Source organism: Pseudomonas sp. G11 (assembly GCF_029457515.1).
In the GTDB taxonomy this organism is placed as follows: domain Bacteria; phylum Pseudomonadota; class Gammaproteobacteria; order Pseudomonadales; family Pseudomonadaceae; genus Aquipseudomonas; species Aquipseudomonas gorinensis.
In genome coordinates this window covers 3,792,140-3,810,893 of the sequence record NZ_CP120377.1, presented here as the reverse complement: position 1 = coordinate 3,810,893, position 18,754 = coordinate 3,792,140, and the positions used below count along the sequence as shown (strand labels likewise).

At 59.7% G+C, this 18,754-nt stretch carries 22 protein-coding genes; 15 read left to right on the top strand and 7 right to left on the bottom strand.

Annotated features, from left to right (window positions below; genetic code table 11):
* Window positions 1–73: 73 nt before the first annotated feature.
* Window positions 74–913: a UTP--glucose-1-phosphate uridylyltransferase GalU gene (gene galU / locus P2T68_RS17650; RefSeq protein WP_003212579.1), complete on the bottom strand. Its 840-nt coding sequence runs from the start codon at window positions 911–913 to the stop codon at window positions 74–76.
* A gap of 309 nt (window positions 914–1,222) precedes the next feature.
* Here galU and P2T68_RS17645 point away from each other — a divergent pair, with 309 nt between their 5' ends.
* Together P2T68_RS17645 and P2T68_RS17640 are read left to right on the top strand one after the other, a co-directional pair.
* On the top strand, window positions 1,223–1,408 hold the full coding sequence (locus tag P2T68_RS17645) for a hypothetical protein (RefSeq protein ID WP_016969599.1): 186 nt from the start codon (window positions 1,223–1,225) through the stop codon (window positions 1,406–1,408).
* A 143-nt stretch (window positions 1,409–1,551) separates the two neighbouring features.
* Window positions 1,552–1,833 (top strand): hypothetical protein, encoded by a 282-nt coding sequence (locus P2T68_RS17640; protein WP_024075349.1) that lies wholly within the window; start codon window positions 1,552–1,554, stop codon window positions 1,831–1,833.
* Between the two features lie 11 nt (window positions 1,834–1,844).
* On the opposite strand, the gene P2T68_RS17635 is transcribed toward P2T68_RS17640, so the two are convergent.
* Together P2T68_RS17635 and P2T68_RS17630 are read right to left on the bottom strand one after the other, a co-directional pair.
* Entirely contained in the window at window positions 1,845–2,075 is a 231-nt protein-coding gene (locus tag P2T68_RS17635) for a hypothetical protein (protein ID WP_069076036.1), read from the bottom strand.
* 304 nt (window positions 2,076–2,379) lie between these two features.
* Window positions 2,380–2,730, bottom strand: a complete 351-nt coding sequence (locus P2T68_RS17630; RefSeq protein WP_024075645.1) for a hypothetical protein — start codon at window positions 2,728–2,730, stop codon at window positions 2,380–2,382.
* Between the two features lie 212 nt (window positions 2,731–2,942).
* Between P2T68_RS17630 and P2T68_RS17625 the strand changes: the two genes are divergently transcribed.
* From P2T68_RS17625 to P2T68_RS17575, 11 genes are all read left to right on the top strand, one after another.
* On the top strand, window positions 2,943–3,245 hold the full coding sequence (locus P2T68_RS17625) for a DUF1883 domain-containing protein (RefSeq protein WP_024075646.1): 303 nt from the start codon (window positions 2,943–2,945) through the stop codon (window positions 3,243–3,245).
* Between the two features lie 26 nt (window positions 3,246–3,271).
* Window positions 3,272–3,436: a hypothetical protein gene (locus P2T68_RS17620; protein WP_168232635.1), complete on the top strand. Its 165-nt coding sequence runs from the start codon at window positions 3,272–3,274 to the stop codon at window positions 3,434–3,436.
* Window positions 3,437–3,440: 4 nt separating this feature from the next.
* The gene (alkB, locus tag P2T68_RS17615; RefSeq protein ID WP_069076037.1) at window positions 3,441–4,106 is read left to right on the top strand and encodes a DNA oxidative demethylase AlkB; all 666 of its coding nucleotides are present in this window, start codon (window positions 3,441–3,443) and stop codon (window positions 4,104–4,106) included.
* A gap of 75 nt (window positions 4,107–4,181) precedes the next feature.
* Window positions 4,182–5,234 carry a bifunctional DNA-binding transcriptional regulator/O6-methylguanine-DNA methyltransferase Ada gene (ada, locus tag P2T68_RS17610; RefSeq protein ID WP_277379726.1) on the top strand — a complete coding sequence of 351 codons (1,053 nt, stop codon included), beginning with the start codon at window positions 4,182–4,184 and terminating at the stop codon, window positions 5,232–5,234.
* A 201-nt stretch (window positions 5,235–5,435) separates the two neighbouring features.
* A complete protein-coding gene (locus P2T68_RS17605) occupies window positions 5,436–6,494 on the top strand; it encodes a nitronate monooxygenase (RefSeq protein ID WP_069076038.1) in 1,059 nt (352 codons plus the stop codon).
* Window positions 6,495–6,612: 118 nt separating this feature from the next.
* A complete protein-coding gene (gene modA / locus P2T68_RS17600; protein ID WP_024075651.1) occupies window positions 6,613–7,380 on the top strand; it encodes a molybdate ABC transporter substrate-binding protein in 768 nt (255 codons plus the stop codon).
* The gene (gene modB, locus P2T68_RS17595; protein ID WP_069076039.1) at window positions 7,381–8,061 is read left to right on the top strand and encodes a molybdate ABC transporter permease subunit; all 681 of its coding nucleotides are present in this window, start codon (window positions 7,381–7,383) and stop codon (window positions 8,059–8,061) included.
* Window positions 8,062–8,066: 5 nt separating this feature from the next.
* A complete protein-coding gene (modC, locus tag P2T68_RS17590; RefSeq protein ID WP_069077399.1) occupies window positions 8,067–9,146 on the top strand; it encodes a molybdenum ABC transporter ATP-binding protein in 1,080 nt (359 codons plus the stop codon).
* Window positions 9,147–9,225: 79 nt separating this feature from the next.
* The gene (locus tag P2T68_RS17585) at window positions 9,226–10,275 is read left to right on the top strand and encodes a DNA topoisomerase IB (protein ID WP_024075654.1); all 1,050 of its coding nucleotides are present in this window, start codon (window positions 9,226–9,228) and stop codon (window positions 10,273–10,275) included.
* 123 nt (window positions 10,276–10,398) lie between these two features.
* Complete coding sequence (locus P2T68_RS17580) at window positions 10,399–12,021, top strand: ABC-F family ATP-binding cassette domain-containing protein (RefSeq protein WP_277379725.1); 1,623 nt, start codon at window positions 10,399–10,401, stop codon at window positions 12,019–12,021.
* Window positions 12,022–12,090: 69 nt separating this feature from the next.
* A complete protein-coding gene (locus P2T68_RS17575) occupies window positions 12,091–12,795 on the top strand; it encodes a YoaK family protein (protein WP_024075656.1) in 705 nt (234 codons plus the stop codon).
* Between the two features lie 154 nt (window positions 12,796–12,949).
* On the opposite strand, the gene P2T68_RS17570 is transcribed toward P2T68_RS17575, so the two are convergent.
* Window positions 12,950–13,303, bottom strand: coding sequence for a hypothetical protein (locus P2T68_RS17570; protein WP_024075657.1), 354 nt, complete (start codon window positions 13,301–13,303; stop codon window positions 12,950–12,952).
* A gap of 109 nt (window positions 13,304–13,412) precedes the next feature.
* On the opposite strand from P2T68_RS17570, the gene P2T68_RS17565 reads away from it, so the two are divergent.
* Complete coding sequence (locus tag P2T68_RS17565) at window positions 13,413–13,652, top strand: hypothetical protein (protein ID WP_024075658.1); 240 nt, start codon at window positions 13,413–13,415, stop codon at window positions 13,650–13,652.
* Window positions 13,653–13,885: 233 nt separating this feature from the next.
* Window positions 13,886–14,911 (top strand): IS110 family transposase, encoded by a 1,026-nt coding sequence (locus P2T68_RS17560; protein WP_024074122.1) that lies wholly within the window; start codon window positions 13,886–13,888, stop codon window positions 14,909–14,911.
* A 274-nt stretch (window positions 14,912–15,185) separates the two neighbouring features.
* Here the strand turns inward: P2T68_RS17560 and P2T68_RS17555 are convergent, their stop codons facing one another.
* The 3 genes from P2T68_RS17555 to P2T68_RS17545 all read right to left on the bottom strand — a co-directional run bounded on the left by P2T68_RS17555 (window position 15,186) and on the right by P2T68_RS17545 (window position 18,645).
* Complete coding sequence (locus P2T68_RS17555) at window positions 15,186–15,497, bottom strand: AzlD domain-containing protein (RefSeq protein ID WP_024075659.1); 312 nt, start codon at window positions 15,495–15,497, stop codon at window positions 15,186–15,188.
* The gene (locus P2T68_RS17550) at window positions 15,494–16,189 is read right to left on the bottom strand and encodes an AzlC family ABC transporter permease (RefSeq protein ID WP_277379724.1); all 696 of its coding nucleotides are present in this window, start codon (window positions 16,187–16,189) and stop codon (window positions 15,494–15,496) included. Before P2T68_RS17550 ends, P2T68_RS17555 begins: the two co-directional genes overlap by 4 nt.
* Window positions 16,190–16,293: 104 nt before the next feature.
* A complete protein-coding gene (locus tag P2T68_RS17545) occupies window positions 16,294–18,645 on the bottom strand; it encodes a DUF6543 domain-containing protein (RefSeq protein ID WP_277379723.1) in 2,352 nt (783 codons plus the stop codon).
* Window positions 18,646–18,754 lie beyond the last annotated feature (109 nt).

The following is an 18,754-nucleotide window of genomic DNA, read 5'->3' as shown; positions in this document are numbered from 1 at the left end:
TGAAAAACGAAAAAGCCACCCGAAGGTGGCTTTCTCTAGCGTTCGTACTTTAAATCAGGCGGGCAACCGTGAATCAGTAAGCCTTGCCAGTCTTGTAGAAGTGCTCGTAGCAGAAGTTGGTCGCTTCGATGTAGCCTTCGGCACCACCGCAGTCAAAGCGGCGACCTTTGAACTTGTAGGCAATCACGCAACCGTCTTTGGCCTGCTTCAACAGGGCGTCGGTGATCTGGATCTCGCCACCCTTGCCTGGCTCGGTTTCTTCGATCAGCTTGAAGATGTCCGGGGTCAGGATGTAACGACCGATGATCGCCAGGTTCGACGGTGCATCTTCCGGTGCTGGCTTCTCGACCATGTCGCGTACGCGGATCAGACCGTCGCCAATGTCGTCGCCAGCGATCACGCCGTACTTGTTGGTTTCCTGAGGGTCAACCTCTTGAACCGCGACGATGGTGCAACGGTATTTCTGGTACAGCTTGACCATTTGGGTCAGGACGCCGTCGCCTTCCAGGTTTACACACAGGTCATCCGCCAGGACCACGGCGAACGGTTCGTCACCGATCAGTGGGCGGCCGGTGAGGATGGCGTGGCCGAGGCCTTTCATCTGGGTCTGGCGGGTGTAGGAGAACGAGCACTCGTCGAGCAGTTTACGGATGCCGACCAGGTATTTTTCCTTGTCGGTGCCCTTGATCTGGTTTTCCAGCTCGTAGCTGATGTCGAAGTGGTCTTCCAGCGCGCGCTTACCGCGGCCAGTAACGATAGAGATTTCGTTCAAGCCGGCATCCAGTGCCTCTTCGACGCCGTACTGAATCAGTGGCTTGTTCACCACCGGCAGCATCTCTTTGGGCATGGCCTTGGTCGCTGGCAAGAAGCGAGTGCCGTAACCGGCTGCTGGGAACAAGCATTTCTTGATCATATGAGTCCTTACAAAGGGCTGTGCGTACGGAATTCGGCGCAGTCTAATCAGGCCGCAGTCACCTTACAATGGGTCCTGCTGGCGTTGCGATGTCAACATAGAGAAAAAATGTCGTCGTAAGTTCCGCTAATCCTACGAAGCGCTTCACTAACGACACCTCCAAATCAGATTTTTCCTCCGATTTAAAAGGGACCCAACCTTTTTAGCACGCTTTTCGGCGCCAGACATTGACATGGAATAACTTCGGCGAGCCTGCGACATTTGGCGCTATCATTACGCCTTTGAATCCGACCACGAGATTGTTAATAGATGTCAGAACCCAAAGGCGTAAATGGCTACCTGATCACCCAGCGTGCGGACGGCTGGCACCTGATCAACTTCCACGGAGACAGCGTCGCCGGCACATTCGCGACCGAACGTGAAGCGATTGCGGTTGCCGAAGTGTTCGTGGATGAAGCAGGCCACGCGTCGAGCAAGCGCCCGAAGGGCAAGTAAACCTCGCCGCCCAGCGCATAAAGCCCCGTTCAACGGGGCTTTTTTGTGTTTGTCTGTACCTACATGGCAGTTCGCTATAATCTTCCGCAAACGCCCCACGACAGTGTCCGCGCTCCTTCCAACACCTTTGACGACGAACACACATGAACAAGATTCTGGCCCTGACTGCGGTACTGGCGCTTACCGGTTGCACCACCACCTCTGACGTCTATCTGAAAAACGGCGAACAGGGGCTGACCATCGATTGCTCGGGCGAAGCCAACTCCTGGGCCAGTTGCTACGAAAAGGCTGACGCCTCCTGCGCGGGCACCGGTTATCGCATCGTCGGTACCGAGGGTACGCCGGCGTTGAGTGAAGATGACAAGACCCTGGGCAAGGATGTCGGCAACTTCAAAAGCCGCAGCGTGGTAGTGGTCTGCAAGTAGGCGCAAGTGCCCTACATGTGAATTTCCGCAAACTTGATGCCGAGGCCGCGAATGGTCTCGATCAGGTCGTCCAGGCGCTGGAACGACTCCACCTCATCCTGATCATCCACCAGGAAAAAACTGCGCCCACCGCTTTTCTTGAAGAATACGATCCACTCGCCTGGATCGGCGGGGTTCTGGATGACATGGGTGGCCGAAATCTGACCCTCGGCATGTTGGGCTCTGACGTGTTCGCGTTTCATGACAGGTTTCCACATAAAGACAAATGCCGCGCAAACCCAAGGCTTGAGCGGCATTTTTGCATTGAATGACCGACAGTTTAACGGATGCCCTGCCCGATCAGCACGCCCTCTGCGGTTTGAGCGTAAAGATTGACCCCCGAGTGGCCGCTCGTGGCTGCTGACGTCGGCGGCCACCTCCCAGGCCGGCGTCCTGGCTCAGGTTGTAACGCTTGGCGGGTGGCGACAACTCATAAAAAAGCCTGGCGCTGTTACGACAGGGCCAGGCTTCTTTTATCGGATTCAAGGGGCGGCGGGTTCACGCGACTTAGCCGGAAATGCACTCTTCACCGGCCTTCTTAACGTCACCCGGACGGATAGGCACGTTGGACATGCTCTCGTAGAGCTTGATGCTGCTGCCACTGGAACGCTCTTCGATCTCGAAAATCGCAGAAGGGTCGGCGGAGAACTTCTGTGGCACGATGACTTGTACCCCCTCCTTATGAGGTTCGATCTGCGGCGGCCGGCGCGTCGTGGACAGTTTGCGCACCACACAGGCAGCATATTCCTGTGGTTTCTTCCCGGATATAACCGCCAACGTCGGCGGGGTCTGCTTGATGTCTGCAACCGAAGCACACCCACCTAGCGCCAGGGCCAGAACCAACACACTCCACTTCATAAAAAACCTCCGATAAAGACCCTACGACAGCGGGGATGGTAATTTTCTCCCGCCAAAGTAGGATTTATCCCTGATAACTCGGTAGATAACTGTTTTAAATTGTCAAAGTCGTCGACGACGGCCCGATAATAAACGCGCTGGGGCTGATAAACTCCATCTTAACCTACGTATCGTTCTGATTTTTCAGAAAAAGCCCTTCTGGAGACACCCCCATGAAATTCATCCACCAGCGCGAGCACCTCAACGAAGGAGACATCGTTGTTATCGAATGCTCGCAAACCTGCAACATTCGCCTGATGAGCGACGCCAACTTTCGCAGCTTCAAAAATGGCGGGCGCCACACCTACCACGGCGGCGCTTTCGACAAATTCCCGGCAAAAATCACCGCGCCGAGCACCGGGTTCTGGAACATCACCCTGGACGTCGTGACCCGCCGCGCCATCAGCGTCACCCGTAAACCCACCTTGTCCCACAAGATCCGCATCGTTCGTCGCACCAGCTCCAAACTGAGCTGATCCGGACTCTCGACAGGAAAAAAGCTGTGACCACCACCAAATACGTCATCAAGTACAAGCTCAACGGCGAGCGTCGTTTTGAATTTGCCCAGTTGCACACCAACAGCGTTGAAGAAGCCAAGCAAGCCCTGGCAAAAATTCACGATGCCAACGACGAAATCACCGACATCAATGTGAGCAAGGCGCTGTAAGGACATGACCGGCCCTACCGCTGACCTGTTTGCCGATGATGCGCTGCAACAACCGCAGAAGCGCGAGCAGATTGGCGAACAGTCCTACGTCCTCAGAGGTTATGCCCTGCCCTGGATTGAGCGCCTCCTACCCGAATTGCGCCGTGTACTGGCGCAATCGCCATTTCGCAAGATGGTCACCCCAGGCGGATTTACCATGTCGGCGGCCTTGAGCAGCTGCGGCGAATTGGGCTGGAACACGGATGCCAACGGCTACCGCTACAGCGCGCTGGACCCGCGCAACCAGCAGCCTTGGCCGGCACTGCCCGACGCGATGCGCCAACTGGCGGTGCAGGCGGCCGCGCAAGCCGGGTTCAACGACTTTGTGCCCGACGCCTGCCTGATCAACCGTTACGTGCCAGGGGCAAAGATGTCATTGCATCAGGACAAAAACGAGCGCCGCTACTCGGCGCCCGTCGTGAGTGTGTCCCTGGGGCTACCGGCGATCTTCCTGTTTGGTGGCCATGAACGCAGCGACAAGGCGCAAAAAGTCTCGTTGTTCCACGGCGATGTGGTGGTGTGGGGCGGTGTCGATCGCTTGCGTTTCCATGGGGTGATGCCGATCAAGGATGGCGTGCATCCCATCATGGGCCCGCAACGTATCAACCTGACCTTTCGCACCGCCGGCTGATTTGACCGCAAGCTTCAGAGTGCCAGGCCGAGGCGTCCCGACTAATCTGGCGGTGACCCGTCAGGAGTGCAGGCAATGATCAATCCACAAGACCCCCGCTGGGCAGCCATCCTGGCCCGTGACCCCGAGACCGACGCGCTGTTTGTCTACGGCGTGAAGACCACCGGCGTGTATTGCCGCCCCAGCAGCGCTTCGCGTTTGCCGCGCCCGGAAAACGTCGAATTCTTTGACACCGCGCAACAGGCCGAAGCGGCAGGCTACCGGCCCAGCAAGCGTGCCGCCGGCGATCAGACGCAACGGGCCGCGCATCACGCCCGCCTGGTGGCCGACGCCTGCCGGCAGATCGAGCAGGCCGACACCGCGCCAGGCCTGCAGCAACTGGCCCAGCACGCCGGGTTGAGCCCCTTTCACTTCCACCGGGTATTCAAGTCCGTCACCGGCCTGACCCCGAAGGGCTACGCCAGTGCCCATCGCTCGCGCAAAATCCGCGATGGGCTCAAGGATCAGCGTTCGGTCACCGACGCCCTGTATGACGCCGGCTTCAACTCCAACAGCCGCTTCTATGAATCGGCCAATCAGTTACTCGGCATGACGCCAAGCGACTACAAGGGCGGCGGCACCAACAACACGATTCGTTTTGCCGTTGGCCAATGTTCGCTGGGCGCGATTCTGGTTGCGCAGAGTCATCGCGGCGTCTGCGCGATCCTGCTGGGCGACGACCCAGACAAGCTGGTACGCGACCTGCAGGATCAATTTCCTAAAGCCGACATCATCGGCGCCGATCGCGATTTCGAACAATTGATCGCGCAAGTAGTGGGTTTTATCGAAGCGCCGGCCCTGGGCCTCGACCTGCCATTGGACCTGCGCGGCACGGCGTTCCAGGAACGGGTATGGCGGGCCTTGCGCGACATTCCGCCGGGCAGTACCGCCAGCTACGCGCAGATCGCCCAGCGGATTGGCGCGCCCCAGTCGTTTCGGGCGGTGGCCCAGGCCTGTGGGGCCAACAGCCTCGCGGTGGCCATTCCCTGCCACCGCGTGGTGCGCAGTGATGGCGAACTGTCGGGCTACCGCTGGGGCGTGGAGCGCAAGCGGCAACTGCTGGAACGGGAAAGCCCGACAAAAGCCTGACGGATGCCGATGTAGGTCAACGCCAGGTCCTGCGCCAGGCAAGCCTCGACCTTGCCGGCCACTTCGCCCCGCAGATCTACGCCATCGACTGATGACCGCGCACGAAATACCCGCTTCGTCCAGTGAATAAAACAGACTGGCCGGGTGCCAAGGGCCCTGCTAAAACAGCGCACAGTCTTACTAACGCTGGAGACGCATCCTATGAGCACCTGGCCAGACACCCGTATTCTCGACCTGTTGGGCATTGACGTGCCCATCATCCAGGCACCCATGGCCGGTGCCACCACCCCGGCCATGGTCATTGCCGCCAACCAAGCCGGTGCGCTGGGCTCGATGCCTGCCGCGGCGCTGAGCACCGAGCAACTGCGCGAAGCTTTGGCCACTATCCGGCAGGGCAGCACGCGGCCGATCAACGTGAACTTTTTCTGCCATCAGCCGCCATTGGTCGACGACGAGCGTGACCGTCAATGGAAGCATCTGCTGGAACCCTACTACCGCGAACTGGGCGCCGACTTCGATGCGCCGACTCCCGTGTCCAACCGTGCGCCGTTCGACGACGCGGCGTGCCAGGTCGTGGAAGCATTTCGCCCCGAGGTGGTGAGTTTTCACTTCGGCCTGCCGGAAAAAGCGTTGCTTGACCGGGTAAAAGCCACGGGGGCCAAGGTGCTTTCCTCGGCCACCACCGTCGAAGAAGCCGTGTGGCTGGAACAGCAGGGCTGCGATGCAATCATTGCCATGGGCCTTGAAGCGGGCGGGCACCGGGGGATTTTCCTGAGCGACGACCTCAACACCCAGATTGGCTTGATGGCACTGGTGCCGCAGATTGTCGACGCGGTCAGCGTGCCGGTGATTGCGGCCGGGGGTATTGGTGACGCGCGTGGCATTGTGGCGGCGTTCGCCCTGGGTGCTTCTGCCGTGCAAATGGGTACCGCCTACCTGTTCACGCCCGAAGCGAACGTCAGTGCGTCCCACCATCATGCGTTACGTCATGCCCAGGCCAGCGAAACTGCACTGACCAACTTGTTCACCGGCCGGCCGGCGCGAGGCATTGTCAACCGCGTCATGCGTGAACTGGGGGCGATCAACCCGCTGGCTCCGGCGTTTCCGCGGGCTGGTGGGGCCTTGATGCCACTCAAGGCCAAGGACGAAGCGGGCTTCAGCAACCTGTGGTCAGGCCAAGCGCTGCGGCTGGGCAAGGATATCGGAACCTTTGAGCTGACCCGCGAACTGGCCAGGCAAACCCTGGCGAAGCTTAAGTAGAAGCAGGCCTGTGGCAACTTTGCACTGTACCGGCAATGGCCAACCGCTATATATTCCCATACATAGCGGTTAAGCCTTCAACCTATAACAAGCCGTACACGTCCCAAGGAGCTGCTTCATGATGATTCGCGCCGCACGCCTGGCCCCAACCGCCCTGGCCACCCTGATGGCTGCCTTCGCCGTGGGTTCGGCCCATGCCGATGAAGTGCAGGTGGCCGTGGCCGCCAACTTCACCGCACCGATCCAGGCAATTGCCGCTGACTTCGAAAAAGACACCGGCCATAAACTGGTCGCGGCCTATGGCGCCACCGGGCAGTTCTACACCCAGATCAAGAACGGCGCGCCGTTCGAGGTGTTCCTGAGCGCCGACGACACCACCCCGAAAAAACTCGAAGACGAAGGCGCCACCGTCAAGGGCTCGCGCTTCACCTACGCGGTGGGCACCCTGGCGCTGTGGTCGGCCAAAGCAGGCTATGTGGACGCCAAGGGCGAGGTCCTGAACAAGAACGACTTCAAGCACCTCTCCATTGCCAACCCGAAAGCCGCGCCGTACGGTCTCGCTGCCACCCAGGTGCTGGCCAAAGAAGGCTTGACCGAGAAGGTCAAGGACAAGATCGTTGAAGGCCAAAACATCACCCAGGCCTACCAGTTTGTCTCCACCGGCAACGCCGAGCTGGGATTCGTCGCCTTGTCGCAGATCTATAAAGACGGCAAAGTCACCAGCGGGTCGGCGTGGATTGTCCCCGCGTCGCTGCACGACCCAATCAAGCAGGACGCGGTGATCCTCAACAAAGGCAAAGACAGCGTCGCAGCCAAGGCACTGGTGGAGTACCTGAAAGGGCCAAAAGCCGCTGCCGTTATCAAATCCTACGGTTATGAGCTCTAAATGCCACTTTCGAGTGCCGATTTTTCCGCTATCTGGTTGACCGTCAAGCTGGCCTCACTGACCACCGTGATCCTGCTGGTCATCGGCACTCCGATTGCCCTGTGGCTGTCGCGCACCCGATCCTGGTGGCGCGGCCCCATTGGTGCGATCGTCGCCCTGCCGCTGGTGCTGCCGCCCACGGTCATTGGCTTCTACCTGCTGTTAACCATGGGGCCCAATGGCTATTTCGGCCAGTTCACCCAATGGCTGGGCCTGGGCACCCTGACCTTCAGTTTCGCCGGGTTGGTGATCGGTTCAGTGATCTATTCCATGCCGTTTGTGGTGCAGCCGTTGCAAAACGCCTTCTCCGCCATCGGCACACGCCCGCTGGAAGTGGCTGCGACCTTGCGCGCCAATCCCTGGGACACGTTTTTCACGGTGATCCTGCCCCTGGCACGCCCAGGATTCATCACCGCGTCGATTCTCGGTTTTGCCCATACCGTCGGTGAGTTCGGCGTGGTGCTGATGATCGGCGGCAATATCCCGGACAAGACCCGGGTGGTCTCAGTGCAGATCTACGACCATGTCGAAGCGATGGAGTATGCCCAGGCCCATTGGCTGGCCGGTTCCATGGTGATCTTCGCGTTCCTTGTATTGCTGGCGCTCTACTCCAGCCGTAAAACCAAGATGGGCTGGAGTTGATGTCGATGATTAATGTGCGCCTGCATCTCAAGTACGCCGCGTTTGCGCTGGAGGTGGACCTGCATTTGCCCGGTCGCGGCGTGACAGCCCTGTACGGGCATTCGGGTTCCGGCAAGACCACCTGCCTGCGTTGCATCGCCGGGCTGGAGCGCGCCAAGGACGGGTTTGTCCAGGTCAACGATGAAATCTGGCAGGACAGCCGCAGCGGGCTGTTCGTGCCGCCGCATAAGCGCGCGCTGGGTTATGTGTTCCAGGAGGCGAGCCTGTTTGCGCATTTGTCCGTGCGGGCCAACCTGGAGTTCGGCCTCAAGCGCATCCCTCGCCAGGCGCGGCGCGTTGACATGGCCCAGGCCACGGACTTATTGGGGATCGGGCATTTGCTCGAACGTCATCCCCAGCACCTGTCCGGGGGGGAACGCCAGCGCATTGGCATCGCCCGGGCATTACTGACCAGCCCCAAGTTACTGCTGATGGATGAACCGCTCGCGGCGCTCGACAGCAAACGCAAGGGCGAGATCCTGCCGTACCTGGAGCGCCTGCATGACGAACTGGATATCCCGGTGCTCTATGTCAGCCACGCCCAGGACGAGGTGGCACGCCTGGCCGATCACATCGTATTACTCAGCGAAGGCAAAGCCTTGGCCAGTGGCCCCATCGGTGAAACCCTGGCTCGCCTGGACTTGCCCCTGGCGTTGGGCGACGACGCCGGCGTGGTGATCAGCGGCACCATCAGCGCCTACGATGAACATTACCAATTGCTCACCCTGCAATTGCCCGGCAGCGCCTTGCGCATGCGTGTGGCCCATGCACCGCTCGCACTGGGCAAGGCCCTGCGGATCAAGGTGCAGGCGCGGGATGTCAGCCTCAGCCTGCAAGGCGAAGAACCCAGCAGCATCCTCAACCGCCTGCCGGTGACGGTTACCCAGGAAATTTCAGCGGATAACAGCGCCCACGTGTTGGTGCGCCTGGATGCTGGCGGCACGCCGTTGCTGGCGCGGATCACCCGTTTCTCCCGCGACCAATTGCAACTGCACCCTGGGCAGATGCTATGGGCGCAGATCAAGGCGGTTGCCGTATTGGCATGACAAACCTTTTTGGCACGACCGCAAAACCCTGCGGTCAATCAGACATACCGGCCTGACTGATTGCCAAGGACCCTGCGCCATGCCCGATTCTGCCTTGCCCGCCGACCTGCCCCACGACCTGCATTATGTTGATGACACGCAGCCAGGCATTCGCCGTAAAAAGCTGCGTGGCAAATTTCAGTACTTTGATCCCCAGGGCAAGCGCATCACCGATCCCGAAGACATCAAGCGCCTGAACGCCCTGGCCGTACCGCCCGCCTATACCGATGTATGGATCTGCGCCGACCCGCGCGGCCATCTGCAAGCCACCGGCCGCGACGCGCGCGGACGCAAGCAGTACCGCTACCACGCACGCTGGCGTGAAGTACGCGACACTGACAAATACGCACGCCTGCAAGCGTTCGGCGAAGCCCTGCCCAAACTGCGCAAGCAGCTGCAAGCGCAACTCGCCGAACCGGGGTTCACTCGGGAAAAGGTGCTGGCCACCGTGGTCATGCTGCTGGATGCCACATTGATTCGGGTCGGCAACACCCAATACGCCCGTGCCAACAAATCCTACGGGCTGACCACCCTGCGCAACCGGCATGTGGACATCAAGGGCAGCGAGATCCAGTTCCAGTTTCGCGGCAAGAGTGGTGTCGAGCATCAAGTCAGCGTCAAGGACCGACGCCTGGCCAGCGTGGTCAAGCGCTGCCTGGAGTTGCCGGGGCAGAACCTGTTCCAGTACCTGGACGAAGACGGTGAACGCCGCACGGTCAGCTCCCATGACGTCAACGCTTACCTGCACAGCCTCACCGGCGCCGACTTCACCGCCAAGGACTACCGCACCTGGGCCGGCACCGCCATGGCGCTGGCGGTCCTGCGCGAACTGGAGTGGCAACCGGAGTCCGACGCCAAACGCCATGTGGTGGCGATGGTCAAGGACGTCGCCAAGCAACTGGGCAACACGCCGGCGGTATGCCGCAAGTGTTATATCCACCCGGCGGTGCTTGAGCATTTCAGCCTCGGCCAGCTATCGAAACTGCCCAGGCCGCGGGTACGCAAGGGCCTGAAAGCCGAGGAAGTCGCGCTGGCGATGTTCCTGGAACAACTGGCTGCCGACTTGCCGGACAAGGCCAAGGTAGGCTAGCCTCTGCCTCCCTTCCAACTCATGGGACGACCGCCGACGTGAATCACTAAGCCTTCCAAAATGTATCTGCAACGAGCCGCCTGGCGCGCTTGTTGGCCTGTCGACATTTTTTTGGAGGTGCTGATGACTGACGTCAACCGGCTGCCCGTGCTTGTATCCCTGCAACACCTGTCCTTCCAGTTCGCCCATGGCGAAACCTTGCTGGAAGACCTGAACCTGTCCATCGATCACACCCCCACCGGGATAGTCGGCCGAAATGGCTGCGGCAAAAGCATCCTGGCGCAATTGATCGCCGGGGTTCTGCGCCCCTCCTCCGGGACACTCAAGGCATACGCCAGCGTGGCCTACGTCCCGCAGGCCCTGGCCATCCAGGCTGGAACAACCGTGGCCGATGTCACGGGCACCGCTCCAGTATTGGCCGCGCTTGCACGCATGACCCAAGGCCAGGGGCAAAGCGATGACCTGGAACTGATTGACGAGCGCTGGGACCTTGCCGAACGCCTGCGTACAGCCCTGGATGCAGCCGGACTGCACGGCCTCGACTTCAACGCCGCAGCCGATCGACTCAGCGGTGGCCAGTTGGCCAGAGTCGCGGTGATCGGCGCCCTCCTGGCGGCGCCGCAGTTGCTGGTACTGGACGAACCGACCAACCACCTCGACAGCGCCGGTCGCGAGTGGCTGCTGCAAGCGCTGCACGACTGGCGCGGCGGCCTGGTGGTGGTCAGCCATGATCGGCAACTGCTCGACAGCCTGGGCCGCATCATCGAACTGTCGCCCCTCGGCGCTCGTGTGTATGGCGGCAATTACCAGGCCTATCGTAAACAGCGCGACACCGAGCAACACGCCGCCGTCTCGGCCTGGGAACACGCCCGCCTGGAACGCAGCCGCGAGCGTCGGCGCCTGCAAAATGACCATGACAGCCTGCAGCGCAGCGCCGCCCGTTCACGCAAGCATGCCGAGACCGCCAACGTCGACCGCTTCACCAAGGCCCGCTGGAAAGGCGCGGCGACGCAAATCGTCAGCACGCTGCGCAGTGCCCATCAGGCCTGCAAGAACGAGCTGGATGCGCAGGTGCGCCACGCCTACGAACGGGTGGCGCAACAGACACCAACGTTGCTGGCCTTGCCGGATTCGGCAGTCCCCAATGGCCGGCAAGTCGTGGCCCTGGTCGAGGCCCGCCTGCCGTGGGTGGATCAGCCGTCGATCACGTTCAGCCTGGCGGGCCCCGTGCGCGTCGCCGTGCGTGGGCCGAACGGTTGCGGTAAATCCACCTTGCTCAAGCTGCTGGCGGCCCAATCGCAGCCGGTCAGTGGCGAATGCTCAGTGCCGGTCCCGTGTGCCTACATCGATCAGCACCTGGCATTGCTGGACGACCAGCGCTCCATCATCGAGCAACTCAACCTGCTCGACACACCGCTGGCGGAAGCCGACGTGCGCACCCGCCTGGCCCTGCTGCAACTGGATGCAGTGCGGGTGACACGACCGACGGGGCAACTCAGCGGCGGCGAACGCTTGAAGGCCGCGATGGCGGTCGCCCTGTGGCGGCAAGTCCCGGCGCAACTGCTGTTATTGGACGAGCCGACCAATCACCTGGACCTGGAGTCGGTGCTCGCCTTCGAACAGGCGTTGAAAGGTTTTAATGGGGCGATCGTCGCGGTGTCACACGACGCAGCCTTTCTGCAGGCCATCGAGCCCACCCACTACTTGACCTGGCGAAACGAGGGTTGGCGACTGGAGGGTGTCTGAGATCATTGCGCGGACGCACAAAGCGTCCTACGGTAGTGGCCGGATAATCTCACCGAGGAACCCGGCCCCATGCTGCCTTCATCCCGCAAGCCTTACACCAACGCCGCACTCGCTCACCGAGAGCGATGGCGTGGCCGAGTCGGCTTGATGCTGGTCGCCAGCCTTTCGGTGCTGGCGGGTATGACGGACGCCATTGGCTTCATGGCCAGCGGCGACTTTGTTTCGTTCATGAGCGGTAACACCACGCGCCTGGCGGTAGCGATCAGCGAGGGTGACCTCGGCCTGACCGGGCGCCTGCTGTTGCTGGTTGCTACCTTTATCGCTGGCAACGCGTTGGGGGTGGTCGTCAGTCGCGTCAGTCAACGCCATGCCCTGCCTTTGCTGTTGTGCATCGCGGCCCTGCTCTGCGGCGGTGCGCTATGGCCGTTTGCGGAAATGTTGCCAGCGTTGCTGGCGGCGATCGTGGCCATGGGCATGCTCAATGCGGCGGTCGAGGAGGTCAACGGCTTGCCGGTGGGTCTCACCTATGTCACCGGGGCGCTTTCACGCTTCGGGCGCGGGCTGGGCCGCTGGATGATGGGAGAACGGCGCAGTGGCTGGCGTGTGCAATTGATCCCGTGGACGGGGATGTTTGTCGGCGCGGTGCTCGGGGCGCTGCTGGAGCACCAGCTGGGCCTGCGTGCGCTGTTGATCAGCGGTGCCCTGGCGGCATTCCTGGGGGTGGTGACGTTGAAGATCCCCCGCCGCTGGCACCTGGGCTATATGCCTCGTTGAAGGTACGCGCCGATGCAAAGGGTGCCCGCCCGACGTTGGGCCTCGACATCCGTGTACTGGTAAAGAGCCATCACGTCGAGCGAGCGAGTGAATCATAAGGCAATGCCCAGTGGCTGTCCCGCCGGGCATTTCCGAAAACGGCTAAGGCAACGGATTACAGACAGGTCGCGAGAGCGGCCAACCGGCGCTTGGCTGGCATATCGTCCTGGGCGGCGAAGTAATTGATGGTGGAGCCGGCACCGGCAGTGCGCACATCCACAAAGTAATCGCCGCCGGTGGTGTAGACCGTGAAACCACCGGCCTCGGTCGGCTCCTTGAACCCGCCGGCATCGACGCCGAACACGCTCTCGTCCTGCCAGCCGAACTGGATGCATTGAGCAACCACCAGGGCGGCCTTGTCCGAAGCCAGGGTCTTGTAGGGTGTACCGGCGCGCGCCGTGTTCATCTTCGAACCTGCGCAACCGCCGAGCATCGCCAGCACCAATGCGCCCACTACTACCTTCCGCATGCCATTGCCTCCTTGAAAAAAACGCGACTCTACCATTAGCAGGCGACACCCAAGGATTATTACGTCACCCTGTCGCCTACTTGCGAGTTCGCTTCTACCTGGAAAACCGATGACACCCAACGCCGAACACTACAACCCGTCCACCGATTACGCCGACAAGCTGATCAGCCGCATCGGCCAGACACCCACCTGGATCGCCAAGCGCATTGGTGTCACCGACAAGCGCATTCGCTACATTCTCGATGGCGAGCGCACGGTCAAAGGCGAAAGCACGCCAATCCAGATGACTTACACCGAGCAATTCGCCCTGGAGTGCCTGGCTGCCGAGGCGCAGTCCAGGAAGAAATGACCAGGCGCCGGCTTTAGCCTCAAGCGCCGTCGCAGCCCCGCCCAGGGCTGCTTTGCTGTCAGCCGTATGAATTTAGTTTCACTGTGAAGGAAGACCGTGCCACCCATACTGGCCAAGCTCATTTTTAGAAGTCTCCCTTCTGCCCGCCCTCCCGCGGGCTAATGAGATGGTCCCCCCCACACCCTGCGAGGGCTACGCTTTCGCAGGGTGTTTTGTTTTTGGAGGCCATCATCATGAGCGAGTCAGCACTGATCGGGATCGATCTCGGCAAACATAATTTCCACCTTCTGGGCCAAGACAAATCGGGCCGCGAGGTGTTTCGCAAAAAGCTCTCGCGAGCGCAGATGATGCGGTTCTTCGGCAACTTGCCGAGCTGCGTCGTGGTAACGGAAGCCTGTGCCGGCTCTCACTTCATCGCCCGTCAGCTTGCGGCGATGGGGCATACGACCAAGTTGATTTCACCGCAGTTTGTCCGCCCTTTCGTCAAGGGCAACAAAAATGACTTTATCGACGCAGAGGCCATTTGCGAGGCGGCTTCCCGTCCGTCCATGCGCTTCGTTACGCCTAAAACCGAGTCTCAGCAAACCCTGTCTGTCCTGCATCGCATGCGCGAGTCGTTGGTGCATGACCGCACCAAGACAGCCAATCAGATGCACGGTTTCCTGCTGGAATTTGGCATCAGCCTGCCCAAAGGCTCAGCCATCATGAAGCGTTTGGCAGCTGTTTTGGCCGAGCATGAGCTGCCTGTGCGGCTGACAGTGCTGTTGCAACGCCTGCACGATCACTTCGTTTACCTGGATGAACAGATCAAGGAACTGGACAAACAACTGGCTTGCCAGCTGGCCGACGATGATCTGGGGAGCCGTTTGCTTAGCATGCCGTGTGTCGGTCCGATCACCGCCAGCCTTCTGGCTGTAGAAATGGGCGATGGCAAGCAATACCGATGCAGTCGCGATTTTGCGGCTTCAGTGGGCTTGGTGCCGCGACAGTACAGCACGGGCGGCAAAGCCAATTTGTTGGGGATCAGCAAGCGGGGTGACAAGCACCTGCGGCAACTGCTGGTGCAATGCTCCAGGGTTTACATGCAGAGGCTGGATCATCAGAAGGGGGCTTTGGCCGACTGGGTGCGAGCGCTGCTGCGCCGACGACACTCGAATGTGGTGGCCTGTGCCCTGGCCAACAAACTGGCGCGTATCGCTTGGGCGATAGCGGCTCACCATGCGCAATATGAAGCAGGGCCAGACGCCTTGAACGCCTGACCCTGCGGTTGTTGCAGTACCACAATTCACCCTTCAGGTTTTGCGATAGCTGAACAACGGATGACGTGAACGGCCTACCGGCCTGGCGAAGATCCTGACATAAAAATCGGCTTCAGAAGCCGACGGGCTTTTAAGGATCGTCAGGCGCGACTCTCATCGTGGCGCTGGGGCAAGCCCCAAACAGACGCCGGATAGATTTAAGCAAGCCAACCACATCGCCCGTTAATCAGTATTGCAAAAATGGGGGGGACCATAGATTTTTTTTGCCTGCGTATCAGAGCCACCAGCGAAACAGATAGAACAACGCCATGCTCAGCAGCACCGTGAGCAGCACGTTACGCGTCCAGAACATCAGTGCGACCGCGCAGACTCCGGCCAACAGGTAAGGATTGGCCGGGCTCAGGTTGAGTTGGTGGTCGGCGAGGAAAATAATCGGCCCGCAGATCGCCGTGAGCATGCCCGGCACGGCAAAACCGAGAAACTCCCGTGCGCCACGGTTGAGCCGTACTGGCAGCCGCGGCTCGAGAAACAGGTAGCGGTTGAGAAACACCACCAGCCCCATCGCCACAATCATGAGGTAGATCATCGCTGCCCTACCCCCAATCGCTTGCAGGCAAACCCTGCACTCATACCCAACACACCGGAAACCACCACCGCCGACTCCCAGTGCAAGTAACTCAGCCACACCGAGCACAGCAGCGCAACCGCGACACACACCACCGTCGGCACGTCACGAACCACCGGTGTAATCAAGGCGATGAAGGTGGCGGCGATAGAAAATTCGAGCCCGAGCTGATCAAGCCCGGGAATGCTCTTGCCGAGCACGATGCCGACCAGGGTGAACAGGTTCCAGACGATATAGAACGTCAGGCCCACCCCCAGGGCGTACCAGCGGTTGAACGTCTCACGGTCATAGTGGTTGACCAGCGCGAAGAACTCATCGGTCAGCAAAAAACCCAGGCTCATGCGCCAGCGCGCGTTCAGCGCGGATAACGTCGGGCGCATGTGCATGCCGTAGAGCAAATGCTGGGAGGTCAGCAACAGCGTCGTCAGCACGATCGACACCAGGCTGGCGCCGCTCTTGACCATGCCGATGGCCACCAACTGCGCGGCCCCCGCAAAGACAATGGCGGATAAACCCTGGGCTTGCAGCGGCGTAAATTGCGCATCAATGGCCATGGAACCGGCGAGCAGTCCCCACGGCGCACAGGCCAGGGATAATGGAATGACGGCGATCGCGCCACGGGCGAACGCGTAATGAGGCAAGGCAGTAGGCATGAAGGCAGCTCATCGACAGACAGTCGACAAGCATGCCAGCGTACTAATCAGGTTGTCTTGAACGATATTGCACGGGCCCTGCCGTCATTGCCTCTACGGCGGCCCTAGAGTGCCGGCATCGAAGCTGCGGCCACAGGCTGTTTAGGGTTTTCCGACCGTGGAGGAAAATGCACAGGTTCATAACTGAAATTTTTGTATTTTTCGTAATCCTTACTGTCAACGTCGGAAGCATAGGGATTTTTTTTGATCACTCGATGCCGGCGCTCGACAGGCAGTACATCATCGAACTGCACTAATTTTTTGCTTCGATCCGACGATGCAAAAACAGCCTCGATATCGTCCAGCGTGAACTCAGCATTGACTCTGTTTGCATAAGCCTTAACCGGAACCCCGACGTTCGCCTGAAACTGCGCAGCAAAAGAACGCTCTCCGCCGGCCCCCGAATGGCACATCAACAAACGTATATTTGCGTATTTATCGGTGGGCACGTTGTTATCCCACAGCATCTCCGTCAACTCGTCGGCGTCATAACTCACGTCATTGAGCACCATATTCGCCACCGGCTCTGCGCCGTCGTCTGCGAGCATGCCATGGGCCACGATATTCAGTCGCTCCGCTCCGTTATAAGTGTCCACAAAGGTAAAAATCAGGTCGTTTAATTTATTCAGGTCCCTGGGCTGCTCATTCAGCTTGATACGTTTGGCGTCCTCCGAAGGGTGCGATTCATCAAGGCGTACCCGTTTATTATCGCTGGTGGATGGCGCATCCCCGGACAACTCGACAACATCGGTGGTCTGCGCGACTTCATCGCTGTCAAATACCGCCTCGAACGCCAAGAGTTTCTTGTTCTCGCCAGCCGCTTTTTCAATCGCATCCGGTAACTTTCCAAGGCCGCTGACGGAAAGGCCAGGCAAGCGCGCAGAAGCATGAAAAACGCTCGGCACGGCATTGAGCAGACCGAACACTGTGCGATCCGTGGCCGTTGATTTGCCATGCACCGCATCATCAATACCTACGCCGATTTCAGTGGCTCCAGCGGCGACGTAAACGGCCTCAGCGGCAATCGCTACTTCTGGAACGACCATTGCCAGTGGCGTCAGCATGAGCGCGGCCGTGGTCGCGGCCTCGGCAAGCGTGGTCAGCCGGCGCTTGAGCACATCGGCGTTGGTGACAATCTCATGGTCGGCGTCTGCATAGGAGCGTGCCTTTTGTCGCAGCGTCATGGCGCGGAACGGATCATCGCTCACAGGTTCTGTGGTGATATAGGCCTGCGGGTCCCATCCATTGGGTGCTTCAAACCCCCACTTATTGGGCGTTTTTGCCTCGGACCAGCCGCCCAGCCCCTTAAGCGCTTGTTTGACACCGTCCGAAAACACCTTGTCGTCTTGATCGTTTTCTTTGAAATGCGTACTCAACTGCACTCGTTTGTTCGGATCGGCCGCCTGATCCGCCAACCAGCCTTTCATCTGCGCAACGCTGTCAAATCGATGAATCGGTGAGGAGTTTCCGGGGATATACAGCAGCGTGTGATTGATTTTCTGGCCTTTGCCATTCATGCGCGGGCGCTTGTCAGTGACGTAGACGAGATCGGTGGAAGGACTGCCGTCAATGGACAACAGGCCGGTTTCAAGCGTGGCGTCCTGGCGAAACGGCGCCTTCAGGTCAGCCGCCGTCATATCGCTCAGACGGCTGCCGACACCAAACCCTGCGGCGCGCATGGCGAGGCTTGCTTCATAGTTACTGAGGCTGCCTTCTTTATGCTGGATCTGTGCCGCCGCGGCAAAAGCAAACTTGCTGCATTGCGTATATTTATCTTCATGGGCAGGCCAAAACTTATCCAGGTGGGCCTTGTAGGGCTCACTGAGTTCGGTCTGCCGCAACAAGTCCCGGAATGCCTGCGGCGTATGGTGCAGCGTTTCATTCGCATGATAAGTGTGCTGAGCGTTGGGATCGAACAGCGGAATAATATATTCGTGAGCGCCCGCGTAATCCGCAACATGCTGGCGCTGCTGGATGGCCATCGCCAACGGCGAATTCTCTTCTACCAGGTCGATAACTTTACGCCACCATGGCTTTTGCACCTTGGCCGTTTCATCGTCCGGATTTTTGTCGCGCATGTTTGTAAGGGCAGCCTCTGTCAGCGTGATGCTGTTCAGTAACTTACCCCCCGCCGGCTTGGGCTGACCGAGGTGATAATTGAACGTTGCGATACGCGCGACATCGGGGTCTATCTCTATTTTCCACTGACTCTTGAGTGCGGCCGCGATAAGAGCCGAAGTGTTTTGTGCGGGGGTAAGAAAACTCGACGTTATCGCCTTCACATAATCCCTGAGTTCAGGCGTAACAAGAGGAGATTGCAAGCGGACGGTTTTTTTAACACCTTCAGTACGGGGTATCGAACCTGATGCAGGCCCTGGCAGTTGTTGCGCAGGGCTGTTGACTTCGTTGCGACGCACCGTTGCGTCAAAATACGAGCCTATGACTCTCGGCGGTATCATATTAGGGCCTCAGGTTGTCAGGTCTATGATTGCTTCCTGACCCTGAGTAGAGATTCCCCCTTCAGGC